We start from the raw sequence: 13,210 nt of genomic DNA on the forward strand, positions 1-13,210 counted from the left end.
ATCGACGAACTACCTGCGTACTTCGAAAAGCGTGCTGCCCCGACGGAGCAACTTACCCGAGAAAAATGACGCGATCACCCGATTCCGTCTTTAACTTTAGTCATAGATCGCAGAGGGGCAAGACCCCATTTCGCCAAAATGAAAAAGGGCCCGACGGGTCGGCGCGCCTGCGTATTTCCGCAAGATTTATCAATTCGCACCGTGCTACCGTGGCGTCGGTTCCTGCCCGGATACGCCGATGACCGTCGAAACGAAACCCGACCAGCCTGCATGGGCCCGCTACGCGGCAAGCGTGGCGCGCGTCCACGAATACATCCGCGCGCACCTTGACGGCCCGCTCGACCTGAACCGGCTCGCCGAAGTCGCGTGCCTGTCGCCGTATCACTGGCAGCGCGTCTATCGCGCGCTGTACGGCGAATCGATCGTGCTGACGGTGCGGCGGATGCGGATCGTGCGCGCGTCCGAGGATCTCGTGTGCACGGCGCGGCCGATCGACGAGATCGCGCGGCGCGCGGGCTACGGTTCGACGCACGCGTTCGCGCGGGCGTTTCGCGACGCATACGGTGTGCCGCCCGCGCAGCACCGGCGCACGGGCAGCCACCGGCCCATCTATCCACTACAGAGAGGAGAGGAAGACATGTTCAAGCATGAAGTCGAAATCCGGCGGCTGCCGGAACTGCGTGGCTACGCGGTGGCGCACACGGGCGCATACATGAAGGTCGGCGACGCATTCGGGCGGATCGGCGCGTGGGTCGGGCAGCACGGGCTGATCGGCCCGGGCGCGAAGATGATCGGCATTTTCTACGACGATCCGGACACGACGCCCGAAGCGCAGCTGCGCGCGAAGGCGTGTTTCATGCCGGCCGACGGCGCGCCGGACGTCGAGCCCGTGCCGCCGGTCGAACGCGCGACGGTCGCGGGCGGCGAATACGCGGTGCTGCTGCATACGGGGCCGTACGCGGACCTGAAGACGGCCTACCAGTGGCTCTACGGCGACTGGCTGCGTCATTCGGGCCGCGAAGCCGCCGACGCGCCGCCGTTCGAGCTGTACCTCAACACGCCGATGGATGCGGCGCCGGCCGACCTCCGTACCGAAATTCATCTGCCGCTGCGCTGAGCAAAGGGGGCGTCGTGGAGCCGTGTATCTGGACGGACCGCGACGATATTGCCGGCGCGAGCATGCCCGGGACGATATCGGGCAGGCTGGTGCGCCGGCCGTCGAACGAAGCGTGCCGGCCTGTGCTCATGCGCAGCCGGCACGAACGCGCGGACCTCTTCAAGCCGCCTGCGTCCCGCAGCCGGGACAGAACCGCGCGTCGGCCGCCAGCGCCGCATGGCAGCGGCTGCAGGCCTTGCCGCGTTGCGCCGCGCCGCACTGCGCGCAGAAACGCGCATCGGCCCCATTGAGCGCGCCGCAGCCGGCGCACGCGAGCTGGCTCAGCGGCACGTTGCCGCCCTGGCCGCCTCGCCCGCCACTGGCGTCGGCCGGCGCCTGCCAGCCCCAGCCGTGGCGATCGCGGCCGCGCGCGTCGTGGCCGCCGTGTGCGTCCTGGCGCTGCACGCCGTGATGCCCGCCTCCACCGCCGTGGCCTCCGCCACCGTGGCCGCCATTGCCGTGGCCACCGCCATGGCCGCCCAGGATTCGCTTCAGAAAGCTCATCGCCCGCTCCTCAACGCGTGGCCTGCGCGCCGCCGAACGCCCCGGAGGACGACAGCAGCCGCAAGCCGTTGGCCACGACGATCAGGCTGGCGCCCGCGTCGGCGAAGACCGCCATCCACATCGTGCCGAGCCCCGCGACCGTGAGGCCGAGGAACACGACCTTCACGCCGAGCGCGAAGCCGATGTTCTGCACCAGGACGCGATGCGTCGCGCGCGACAGCCGCACGAACGCGGGAATCTTGCGCAGGTCGTCGTCCATCAGCGCGACGTCGGCCGTCTCGATCGCCGTGTCGGTGCCCATCGCCCCCATCGCGAAGCCGATGTCGGCACGGGCGAGCGCCGGTGCGTCGTTGATCCCGTCGCCGACCATCCCGACCGCGCCCGCGCCGCCGGCCGACAGCTCCTCGACCGCCGCGAGCTTGTCTTCCGGCAACTGGTTGCCGCGCGCGTCGTCGATGCCGGCCTGCTTCGCGATCGCCTGCGCGGTATGCGGGTTGTCGCCCGTCAGCATCGCGGTGCGGATGCCGAGCGCGTGCAGATCGGCGATCGCTTCACGGCTCGTGTCCTTGATCGTGTCGGCCACCGCGAAGATGCCGAGCACGCGCGCTTCGTCGACCAGCACCACGACGCTCTTGCCCTGCCGCTCGAGCGCATCGAGCTTCGCTTCGAGCGCCGTCGAGCAGCGTTCGAGCTCCTCGACGAGCCGGTGGTTGCCGAGCCAGTAGCGCGTGCCGTCGATCGTGCCGCGCACCCCGCGCCCGACGATCGCTTCGAAATCCTGCACATCGGCGAATGCCGTCGTGCCGGCGTCACGGGCCGCGGCGGCGATCGCCTGCGACACCGGGTGATCGGAGCGCGCCGCGAGGCTCGCACCAAGGTGCCGCACCCGCACCGCATCGGCGTCGGTCGCATGCAGGTCGAAGTCAGTCTGCACCGGCTTGCCGTGCGTGATCGTGCCGGTCTTGTCGAGCGCGAGCCAGGCGAGCTTGCGCCCCTCTTCCAGATAGACGCCGCCCTTCACGAGAATCCCGCGTCGTGCCGCGGCCGCGAGCCCCGACACGATCGTCACCGGCGTCGAGATCACCAGCGCGCACGGGCACGCGATCACGAGCAGCACCAGCGCACGATAGATCCAGTCGTGCCACGCACCGCCCATGACGAGCGGCGGCACCACCGCCACCAGCAGCGCGACCGCGAACACGATCGGCGTGTAGACACGCGCGAACTGGTCGACGAAGCGCTGCGTCGGCGCCTTCGCGCCCTGCGCCTCCTCGACCGCATGGATGATCCGCGCGAGCGTCGAGTTGGCCGCCACCGCCGTCACGCGGTATTCGAACGAACCCGATTCGTTGATCGTGCCCGCGTACACGGCGTCGCCGGTCGTCTTTTCGACGGGCAGGCTCTCGCCGGTGATCGGCGCCTGGTTCACCGTCGAGCGGCCGGCGACGACCTCGCCGTCCAGCCCGATCCGCTCGCCCGGCTTCACGCGCACGACCGCGCCGAGCGCCACCTGCGCGGCCTCGATCGTGCGCCACGAGCCGTCGGCGTCCTGCACGGTCGCGGTGTCCGGCGCGAGCTGCATCAGGCCCTGGATCGCATTGCGCGCGCGGTCGAGCGACTTCGCCTCGATCAGCTCGGCAATCGTGAACAGCACCATCACCATCGCGGCTTCGGGCCACTGGCCGATCGCCATCGCCCCCGTCACCGCGATGCTCATCAGCGCGTTGATGTTCAGGTTGCCGTTGCGGATCGCGATCCAGCCCTTCTTGTACGTGGTGAGCCCGCACGCGAGTACCGCGGCAAGCGCGAGCGCCGCCGCGAACCACACCGGCAGCCCGGCCCACGTCGCGCCCTCGGATGCGATCGCGGCGACGCCGGCCAGCGCCAGCGGCCACCACGGCTTCGCGGACGCGTCGACGACGCGCGACGCCAGCGCGCCGGCCGCCGCGGCCTCGGGCGTCATCCCGAGCGTGCGGATCGCGCCTTCGATCGCCGGCTGGGCGCCCGGCACGTGTTCGACGGTCAGCACACGCTGCATCAGGTTGAATTCGAGCGCCGACACTTCGCTCATCCCGCCGAGCTTCTTGCGGATCAGCGTTTCCTCGGTCGGACAGTCCATCTGCATGATCCGGAACGCGGAGCGCACGTGACCCGACGCGGTCGCCTGCGCGACCGGCAGCGGCGCGAGCGTCAGCGCGGCAGGCGCGCAGCAGTCGCCGGCCGCGTGGTCGTGGTCGTGGTCGTGGTCGTGGTCGTGCTTGCCGTGGTCGTGAGAGCACGCGTCGCCGTGTACATGGCCGCTGCCTTCCGCATGATCGTGGCCATGATCCGAAGGGTCGTGCGCGCCGTGGTCGTGCGTGCACGCCGCGCCGTGCCGATGCGCGTCGTCGTGGTCGCCGTGATCATGGTCGTGGCCGTGCGCGCGCTCGCCGGCCGCCGGCACCGCGTCGGCAACGGTCGCCGTCTGCGTGTCGCGCGAATCGGCGCAGCACGCATCGGCGCCGCCGGCGTGACGGTGTCGTGGGTCGTGGGTACGCTGGGCATCGGTCATGACAACCTCCTCAATGGCTTTCAATGGCTTGACGGAGTAGAGTTAACACCCTGAAGCCACTACAAGGTCAACCCTTGCACGGGAGAAAGACAATGAAGATCGGCGAACTGGCCAAGGCGGCCCGCTGCACACCCGAGACGATCCGTTTCTACGAGAAAGAGGGGCTGATGCCGGATGCGGAGCGCACCGACTCGAACTACCGCAACTACACCGACGTGCATGTCGAACGGCTGCGCTTCATCCGCAACTGCCGCGCACTCGACATGGCCCACGACGAAATCCGCGCGCTGCTGCAGCTCACCGACACGCCGGCCGATCCCTGCGATTCGATCAATGCGCTGCTCGACGAACACATCGGCCACGTCGATGCGCGCCTCGCGGAACTCACGCATCTGCGCGACCAGCTCACCGAATTGCGCCGGCAGTGCGTCGGCGAGCATTCGGTCGAGGATTGCGGCATCGTGCACGGTCTCGCGACGATGGAAACCGTCGCACCGGCCGCGAAACGCTCGCACCTCGGCTGAAACCCTTGTGGAATGCGATAGTTTCGTCGAGAATAGTTATATCATTACTAGATATGCGATAACTATTCATGTTCACTAGTCGTCCATCCCCGCTCGCGCTGGCCGTCCTCGCGACGCTCACCGAAACGCCGATGCATCCGTACGGGATGCTGCAGCAACTGAAGGCCCGCGGGTACGACGAAGTCGTCAACGTCCGGCAGCGCACGAGCCTCTACCAGACGATCGACCGGCTGCTGCGCGACGGGCTGATCGCCGTTCACGACACCGAGCGCGATGGCGCGTTTCCCGAGCGCACGCTGTATGCGCTGACCGAGGCCGGGCACACGGCCGGGCAGGCGTGGCTGCATGCGCTGCTCGCGGAGCCCGCGCGCGAATTCCCGGCGTTCGGCGCCGGCCTCGCCTTCCTGCCGCTGCTCGACGCCGAAGATGCCCGCCACCAGCTCGAGCTTCGGATCGCCCGGCTCGACGCCGAGCGCGAGCGCCTCGAGACGCTGCGCAACGCCGCGCAGGCCGACCAGGTGCCGCGCCTGTTCCTGCTGCAGAACGAACACGCGCTCGTGCTGCTCAATGCCGAGCTCGGATGGGCGCGCAGCGTCGTCGAACACCTGAAGATCGGCGCGCTGCGCTGGGTGGACGGCTGACAAATCACGCAGGCGGGCGCCCGGCGGCGACAGGCAACGCCGCCGTCAAAGCACCTTGCCCGGATTCAGGATGCCGCCCGGATCGAGCGCGGCCTTCAGGCGTCGCATCAGCCCGATTTCCGCGTCGCTGCGCGTGTGCGCGAGATAAGGCCGCTTGAGCACGCCGATCCCGTGCTCGGCCGACACCGAGCCGCCCATGTCCCGCACCACCGCGTACACGCAGTGATCAAGCGCGTCGGCGTCCGCATCGCTCATCCCGGCCAGTGACACGCCGATATGAACGTTGCCGTCGCCGACGTGCCCGAAGAACAGGCACACGGCATCCGGCCATTGCATGCGCAGCGCCGCTTCGCAGCGTTCGGCGAACACGCCGAGTTCGCCGGTCGGCAAACTCACGTCGAAGTTGACCAGATGCGGCAGCGCGTCGATCGCGAGGCCTTCGCGCAGCGTCCACAAGTCCCGCGCCTGCCGCTCCGACGTCGCGAGCACCGCATCCTCCACGAGCCCGGCCTCGATTCCCGCCGCGAGGCCGGTTTCCAGCGCCTGGTGCGCATCGCCGCGCGGTGCGCTCGTCGCGCATTCGATCAGCACCGCGAAGCCGTCGTCGCCGACAAACGGCGCCGAGACGCCCGGCGTGCGGCGCGCGACGTAGTCGTAGAACGCCGGCCACATCGCCTCGAAACTGACGACCTCCGGCAGCGTGCGTACGCGATTCCACAGCGCGATGACCGCGTCGTAGTCGCGCACGCGGCAGAGCGCCGTGGCCGGCGCGGCGAGCAACGGATGCAGCCGCAGCACGGCACGCGTGACGACGCCGAGCGTCCCCTCGCTGCCGATGAACAGCTGCTTCAGGTCGTAGCCCGCGTTGTTCTTCAGCATCCGGTTCATCGACGACACGACCGTGCCGTCCGCGAGCACGGCCTCGAGCCCGAGCACCTGCTCGCGCATCATCCCGTAGCGGATCGCGCGCGTGCCGCCCGCGTTGGTCGCGAGCATCCCGCCGATCTGGCACGAGCCGCGTGCGCCGAGATCGACACCGAACGTGAAACCCGCCGCTTCCGCGGCTTCCTGCACCGTCTGCAGCGGCGTCCCGGCGCGCACGGTCATCGTGCCGGCCGCCGCGTCGAGCGCCTCGACGCCCGCGAAGCGTTCCATCGACAGCACGACCTCGCCGCCGAGCGCGACCGCGCCGCGCGCGAGCCCCGTCAGGCCCCCCTGCGGCACGACCGTCTGGCCGAGCCGCGCGCACAGCGCGAGCGTGCGCGACACGTCGTCGACACTGCGCGGGCGCACCAGCGCGCGCGGCCGCGCGCCGGCCGGCTCGTTGTAGGCGGTGAAATAACGCGGATCGATGTCGGCCGCGCGCGTGACGAGCGCATCGCCCAGTTCGGCGACGAGCACGGCTTCGAGCGCGTCGCCCGACAGCGGCGTGCCCGCCGGTTCGCCGCCCGCGGCGGTCGTGTTCCGGTTCTGCATCGCGCGCTGCCCCGCTTACTTCGCCGAAATGTCGATATCGCCGAAATACTTCAGGCCGAGCGACTTCACCGTGCCGTCCGCCTTCAGCTTGTCGATCGCCGCATCGAGTTTCGCCTTCAGCGCGCTGTCGCCCTTGCGCAGCCCGAATGCGATGCCGCTGCCGAGGATCCGGTCGTCGTGCACGGGCTGGCCGACGAACGAAAAGCCCTTGCCGTCCGGACGCGACAGGAAGCCGCGCTGGCCGGACGGTGCGAGCACGAGCGTCGCGTCGAGACGGCCCGCGACCAGATCCGCATACGCCTGGTTCTGGTCCTGGTACGCGACGACCGCGACGCCGGCCGGCTCCCAGTGCGCCTTCGCGAAGGTTTCCTGGATCGACGCCTGCAGCACGCCGACCCGCTTGCCCTTCAGCGATTCCGGCGTCGGCAGCAGGCCGCTGCCGGTGCGCGCGATCAGCTGGGTCGGCACGCGATAGATGATCGTCGTGAAGTCGATCGCCTGGCGCCGCTGCTCGGTCGCATTCATCGCCGAGTTGATCGCGTCGAATTTGCGGCCCTTCAGCGCGGGAATCAGGCCGTCGAACGACGTCTCGACCCATTTGCACGACAGCTTCGCCGTCTGGCAGACGGCGTTGCCGACATCGATGTCGAAGCCCTGCAGGTCGCCGTTCGGCGCTTTCGATTCGAACGGCGGGTATTGCGCCTCGAGGCCGAAGCGCAGTGTCTGCGCATCGGCGAGCGCCGCGCCGGAACCGATGGCGCACGCGAGTGCGAACGCGAGTTTCAGGGTGGCCGTGTGCTTCATCGTGATCTCCTGTGTCTGGTCGATGCGACGTACCCGTCGCCGGATGCCCGTGGCCGGATGCCGTACGGGGTTTACAGCGAACGCAGCCGCCGCGCGCCTTCGACCAGCGTCGCGTCGTCCTTCGAAAAGCTGAGCCGGATCACGCCGGCGTCGGTGCCGTCGGTGTAGAACGCCGACAGCGGAATCGTCGCGACACGCGCGTCGCGGATCAGGCGCAGCACGAAATCGCTGTCGCTTTCGTCCGAGAAGTGCCGGAAACGCGCGAGCATGAAGAACGAGCCCTCGCTCGGCAGCAGCTCGAAACGCGAATCGGCCAGCTCGCGCGCGAGCAGGTCGCGCTTGGCCTCGTAGAACGCCGACAGGCCGAGATAGCTGTCCGGCCGCGCGAGGATCTCCGCGAACGCGATCTGCATCGGCGTATCGGCCGAGAACACCATGAACTGGTGCACCTTGCGGATCTCGTCCATCAGTTCGGCCGGCGCGAGGCAATGGCCGACCCGCCAGCCGGTCACGTGGAACGACTTGCCGAACGACGACACGATCACGCTGCGCTCGGCCAGCTCGCGGTGGCGTGCGACGCTCTGGTGCTGCGCGCCGTCGAACACGACGTGCTCGTAGACTTCGTCGGACAGCACGACGATGCCCGTGTCGCGCGTGAGCTGCGCGAGCCGCTCGAGATCGTCGGCCGAGAACACGGTCGCGGTCGGGTTGTGCGGCGTGTTGACGATGATCATCCGCGTGCGCGGCGTGATCGCGGCCGCCACTTCATCCCAGTTCACGCGGAAATGCTCCGGCGACAGCTTGATCGCCACGGGCGTCGCGCCCTGCAGCCGCACGATCGGCGCATAGCTGTCGAACGACGGCTCGAAGTAGATCACCTCGTCGCCCGGGTGCACGAGCGCGCTGATCGCCGCGTACAGCCCCTCGCTCGCGCTCGCGATCACCGTGATCTCGGTGGCCGGGTCGTAGCGCGCGCCGTACAGCGCCTCCGTCTTTTCCGCGAGCCGCTCGCGCAGCGCCATCACGCCGGCCATCGGTGCGTACTGGTTGTGCCCGTCGCGCATCGCGCGCGCGACGCCTTCGACGAGCGCCGGATCGGGCGCGAAATTCGGCGCGCCCTGCGACAGGTTCAGCGCATCGTGCCGGGCGGCCAGCTGGCCGATCACCGTGAAGATCGTCGTCCCGACGTCGGGCAGTTTCGAACGGGGCGCGGTGGCGCTTCGCATGACTCCTCCTTCTAATGTCCTTCGGGCGGCCCCGCGCGACGCGCGCGGCCTGCATCGCCGCATGATTTAGCCCGAGCCAATATCGGTGGACAAACGAAACTTCGTCATGGCGGCCATGTATTTTTCTCATGCCCCATGGAGAGAAGCACGCGGCGGCAAGGCTCGCCTGCCCGGCCGACATGCGAATCCGGCATTTCTCTTAAAGGATGCTACCGGCCGCCGCCAGATAGGCGAGCAGCACGGCCCGCAATTCGCCACGCAGCGCGGCGATGTCGAACGCGGGCCCGAGCGTCAGCAGCGCCTGCGAGAGCCCGCCGTAGCAGAGCGTGTGCGCCATCCGCGCGATCCCGTCGAGCCGCGCGGCCGGCGGCGGATCGGCCGCGTGCGCGAGCGCGTCGCGCCACAGCGCGACGTACGCGTCGTAATGCCGGCGGTAGGCGGCGAGCGGCGACACCTGCCGCTCCAGCGCGAAGAGCGCGCCCCACAGCGCCGCGTCGGCGCCGATCGCGTCGACCTGCAGGTCGACGAGCGCGGCGGCGAGTTCGGCCCGCGGCGCGCCGCGCAGCCCCGCCACCGCGTCGCGCAGCCGGTCGGCCAGCGCCAGCACGTGCCGATGGATGCAGAGCGCCGCGAGGCTCTGCTTGTCGCCGAAATACTCGTAGAAGGTGCCGATGCTGACGCCCGCGACGGCCGCGATCTCGCGGATCGTCGCTTTCGCGTAGCCGCGTTCGAGCAAAAGCTGAACGAACGCCTGCTGCAGCGCGTCGGAACTCGCCTGCGCGCGCGACTGGCGCGGCCGGCGGCGCAACGCGGGCGCGGGTTGCGCCGCCGGCTGGCCGGGCGGCGCCGGAACCTGAACATGTCGCGGCGGCATATTTGCTACTCTGGAAATCAGCAGGGCATGCGTTTTACCGGGGGCCGGAACCGGCGCCGAAGCGTCATCCGTGCGGCATGACGCCGGCCGCCCGCGAAGCATGAGACCGGAGACAACTTCGATGACCGAATCGACTCACGCCGTCACGAACCAGTTCGACGAACTGGTCGACTATAACCTCTTCACGACGGACATCGCGCTGCGCGACGCGCTCACCCGCGCGGGCGCCGACTGGGCCGTGCCGCAGCTCGACGCATACGGCGCGTGGCTCGGCAGCGCCGACACCGCGCGGCTTGCCGACGAAGCGAACCGTCACACGCCGGAACTGAACACGTTCGACCGGCGCGGCCGGCGCATCGACCGCGTCGACTTTCACCCGGCGTGGCACGCGCTGCTCGGCCGGTACCGCCGGGAAGGCTTCGTGTCGCTCGCGTTCCGCGAGTCGCGCCGCGGCCGCTGGGCCGCGACCGCGGCCGGCTTCTACCTGCATGGCCAGATCGAGGCCGGCACGCTGTGCCCCGCGACGATGACGCAGGCCGCGATCCCGGTGCTGCAGAAGGAGCCCGCGCTGTGGGCGCTGCTGCGCGACAAGCTCTACAGCGACGACTACGATCCGCGCGACGTGCCGGTCGCCGACAAGCGCTCGATCTGGTTCGGCATGGGCATGACCGAGAAACAGGGCGGCTCCGACGTACGCGCGAACACGACGCTCGCGACCGCCGTCGGCGCGGGCGGGCGCGGCGGCGAATACCGGCTGCGCGGCCACAAGTGGTTTTTCTCCGCGCCGATGTGCGATGCGCACCTCGTCGTCGCGCAGACCGAAGGCGGCGGCCCGTCGTGTTTCTACGTGCCGCGCTGGCGGCCGGACGGCACGAAGAACGCGGTCGAGATCCAGCGGCTGAAGGACAAGGTAGGCAACCGCAGCAACTCGAGCAGCGAGATCGAGCTGAACGACGCGTGGGGCATCATGCTCGGCGACGAAGGCCGCGGCATTCCGACCATCATCGAAATGGCCACCTACACGCGGCTGAACTGCGTGCTCGGCAGTGCGGCGATGCTGCGCCAGGGCGTCGTGCAGGCGATCGCGTACACGCGCCAGCGCCATGCATTCGGCCGTGCGCTCGCCGAACAGCCGCTGATGCGCACCGTGCTGGCCGATCTCGCGCTCGAAAGCGAAGCCGCGCTCGTGCTGGCGATGCGTCTGGCCGACGCGTTCGAGCGCGACGACTCGCCGCGCGAACGCGCATGGAAGCGCATCGTCACGCCCGCCGCGAAATTCTGGGTGTGCAAGCGCGCGGTCGAGCTGACCGGCGAGGTGATGGAAGTGTTCGGCGGCAACGGCTATGTCGACGACGGCCCGATCGCGCGGCTGTTCCGCGAGGCGCCCGTCAACTCGATCTGGGAAGGCTCGGGCAACGTGATGTGCCTCGACGTGCTGCGCGCGGTGTCGCGCGAGCCCGACGCGGCTGCCGCGCTGTTCACCGAACTCGCCGACCTCGGCGCGGGCGAACCGCGCATCCGCGCGGCGCTCGACGCGCTGCGCGCGATGCTCGACGCACCGGCCGACACGCTCGAGGCGTCGGGCCGCGTGTTCGCGCAGCGCCTCGCGCTCGTCGCGCAGGCGTGCCTGCTGCGCCGCGACGCACCGGCGGCCGTCGCCGACGCGTTCGTCGCGACACGGCTTGCCGCGCCCGACTGGGGCCGCATCGCGGGCGGCTTCGACCCGCACGCGATCGACGTCGCCGCGCTGCTGCAGCGCGCGTACCCGGCCTGACGCCCGTTCGTCCGGCCCGGTTCCCCCCGTTCGCCTTCGTTCGCCCGCCCGGAGCCCCGATGAACCTCGTCGCCGCCCTCGACCGCGCCGCCCGCGCGACGCCCGACAAGCCGTTCCTCGTCAGCGAATCCGCGACGATCACCTATGCCGCCGCGCGCGAGCGCTCGCACCGCGCGGCGGCCGTGCTGAGCGCGCTCGGCGTCGCGGCCGGCGACCGTGTCGCCGCGATGTGCTTCAACACGCCGGCCTTCGTCGACCTGATGTTCGGCGCGTGGCGGCTCGGCGCGACGTTCGTGCCGATCAACCACAAGCTGCAGGCGCCGGAAGTCGACTACGTGCTCGAACACAGCCGCAGCAAGGTGCTGCTGTTCGACGTGACGCTCGCGCCGGTGGTCGAGCGCATCGTGCATCCCGCGCGACGGCTCGTGACCGAGGGCGAGCTCGACGGCGTGCCGTGCTTCGACACGCTGTGCGCAACGATGGACGGCCTCGCGGGCATCGAGCCGGCCGACGGCGACATCGCGCAGATCCTCTATACGTCCGGCACGACCGGCCACCCGAAAGGCTGCGTGCACAGCCACCGCACCGTGACGCTCGCCGCGATGCAGGCGGCCCTCGCAACCGGCATCGGCCGCAACGAGCGCACGCTGATGGCGATGCCGATCTGGCATTCGTCGCCGCTCAACAACTGGTTCGGCGGCACGCTGTATGCGGGCGGCACCGTCGTGCTGCTACGCGAATACCATCCGCTGCGGTTCCTGCAGGCCGTCGAGCGCGAGCGCGTGACGCTGTATTTCGGCGCGCCGGTATCGTACCTGCTGCCGCTCGACACGATCGAGGGTTTCGCGGCGTTCGACCTGTCGAGCGTGCGGGCATGGCTGTACGGAGGCGGCCCGATCGGCGCCGCGCAGGCCGAACGGCTCGCGCGCGCGTATCGCAGCGACGCGTTCTTCCAGGTGTACGGCATGACGGAAGCGGGCCCGGCCGGCACGACGCTGTATCCGGACGAGCAGATCGCGAAGGCCGGCTCGATCGGCCGCCACGGCGGCCCGGGCGTCGACCTGCGCGTCGTGCGGATGGACGGCGTCGACGCGCAGCCGGGCGAGACCGGCGAGATCTGGCTGAAGACCGACAGCATGATGCTCGGCTATCTCGACGATGCGGCCGCGACCCGCGCCGCGTTCGCGCCGCACGGCTGGTATCGCACCGGCGACATCGCGCGGATCGATCAGGACGGCTACCTGTTCATCGTCGACCGGCTGAAGGACATGATCGTGACGGGCGGCGAGAACGTCTATTCGAAGGAAGTGGAGGACGTGCTCGGCGCGCATCCGGACATCGCCGAGGCGGCCGTCGTCGGTGTCCCGCATCCCGACTGGGGCGAGACGGTCGTCGCGCACGTCGTGCCGCGCGCGGGCACGGTGCCCGACGCGGACGCGCTGCGCGCGTTCTGCGGCGAGCGGCTCGCCGCTTACAAGATTCCGCGTGAGTTCACGTTCGTGCAGGCGCTGCCGCGCACGCCTACGGGCAAGCTGCAGAAGTTCCTGCTGCGTGTGCGTCGCGAGGACTAAGCATCCACGATTGCGCAAGCGCACTTACAACTCACGCACTCATATTCCCCTTGCGAACCGCAAAGCAAGATACGGCATCACTCCTTATCCGCATCACCTGGTCAACACA

Annotated in this window: 11 protein-coding genes; 5 read left to right on the forward strand and 6 right to left on the reverse strand. The window is 69.6% G+C overall.

Annotation, left to right across the window (positions count from 1 at the left end):
* The first annotated feature begins 238 nt into the window (after positions 1-238).
* Positions 239-1,117 (forward strand): AraC family transcriptional regulator, encoded by an 879-nt coding sequence (locus ABIC51_RS24720; RefSeq protein ID WP_059490293.1) that lies wholly within the window; start codon positions 239-241, stop codon positions 1,115-1,117.
* A 159-nt stretch (positions 1,118-1,276) separates the two neighbouring features.
* On the opposite strand, the gene ABIC51_RS24725 is transcribed toward ABIC51_RS24720, so the two are convergent.
* Together ABIC51_RS24725 and ABIC51_RS24730 are read right to left on the reverse strand one after the other, a co-directional pair.
* On the reverse strand, positions 1,277-1,660 hold the full coding sequence (locus ABIC51_RS24725; RefSeq protein ID WP_027788692.1) for a zinc ribbon domain-containing protein: 384 nt from the start codon (positions 1,658-1,660) through the stop codon (positions 1,277-1,279).
* Between the two features lie 10 nt (positions 1,661-1,670).
* On the reverse strand, positions 1,671-4,211 hold the full coding sequence (locus tag ABIC51_RS24730) for a heavy metal translocating P-type ATPase (protein ID WP_175900376.1): 2,541 nt from the start codon (positions 4,209-4,211) through the stop codon (positions 1,671-1,673).
* Positions 4,212-4,303: 92 nt separating this feature from the next.
* Between ABIC51_RS24730 and cadR the strand changes: the two genes are divergently transcribed.
* Together cadR and ABIC51_RS24740 are read left to right on the forward strand one after the other, a co-directional pair.
* Positions 4,304-4,735 carry a Cd(II)/Pb(II)-responsive transcriptional regulator gene (cadR, locus tag ABIC51_RS24735; protein ID WP_014895515.1) on the forward strand — a complete coding sequence of 144 codons (432 nt, stop codon included), beginning with the start codon at positions 4,304-4,306 and terminating at the stop codon, positions 4,733-4,735.
* Positions 4,736-4,803: 68 nt separating this feature from the next.
* Positions 4,804-5,376: a PadR family transcriptional regulator gene (locus ABIC51_RS24740; protein ID WP_354006668.1), complete on the forward strand. Its 573-nt coding sequence runs from the start codon at positions 4,804-4,806 to the stop codon at positions 5,374-5,376.
* 45 nt (positions 5,377-5,421) lie between these two features.
* On the opposite strand, the gene ABIC51_RS24745 is transcribed toward ABIC51_RS24740, so the two are convergent.
* The 4 genes from ABIC51_RS24745 to ABIC51_RS24760 form a co-directional block, all read right to left on the reverse strand.
* Positions 5,422-6,852 (reverse strand): FAD-binding oxidoreductase, encoded by a 1,431-nt coding sequence (locus ABIC51_RS24745; protein ID WP_175900379.1) that lies wholly within the window; start codon positions 6,850-6,852, stop codon positions 5,422-5,424.
* Positions 6,853-6,867: 15 nt separating this feature from the next.
* Complete coding sequence (locus ABIC51_RS24750; RefSeq protein ID WP_027788696.1) at positions 6,868-7,656, reverse strand: ABC transporter substrate-binding protein; 789 nt, start codon at positions 7,654-7,656, stop codon at positions 6,868-6,870.
* A 71-nt stretch (positions 7,657-7,727) separates the two neighbouring features.
* Positions 7,728-8,882, reverse strand: coding sequence for a pyridoxal phosphate-dependent aminotransferase (locus ABIC51_RS24755; RefSeq protein WP_027788697.1), 1,155 nt, complete (start codon positions 8,880-8,882; stop codon positions 7,728-7,730).
* Positions 8,883-9,081: 199 nt separating this feature from the next.
* Positions 9,082-9,756, reverse strand: coding sequence for a TetR/AcrR family transcriptional regulator (locus ABIC51_RS24760; protein WP_027788698.1), 675 nt, complete (start codon positions 9,754-9,756; stop codon positions 9,082-9,084).
* 121 nt (positions 9,757-9,877) lie between these two features.
* Between ABIC51_RS24760 and ABIC51_RS24765 the strand changes: the two genes are divergently transcribed.
* Together ABIC51_RS24765 and ABIC51_RS24770 are read left to right on the forward strand one after the other, a co-directional pair.
* The gene (locus ABIC51_RS24765) at positions 9,878-11,530 is read left to right on the forward strand and encodes an acyl-CoA dehydrogenase family protein (RefSeq protein ID WP_146254005.1); all 1,653 of its coding nucleotides are present in this window, start codon (positions 9,878-9,880) and stop codon (positions 11,528-11,530) included.
* A gap of 59 nt (positions 11,531-11,589) precedes the next feature.
* Positions 11,590-13,101, forward strand: a complete 1,512-nt coding sequence (locus ABIC51_RS24770; protein ID WP_175855329.1) for a class I adenylate-forming enzyme family protein — start codon at positions 11,590-11,592, stop codon at positions 13,099-13,101.
* Positions 13,102-13,210 lie beyond the last annotated feature (109 nt).

It is taken from the genome of Burkholderia sp. 572, assembly GCF_040545135.1.
Lineage (GTDB): Bacteria > Pseudomonadota > Gammaproteobacteria > Burkholderiales > Burkholderiaceae > Burkholderia > Burkholderia cepacia.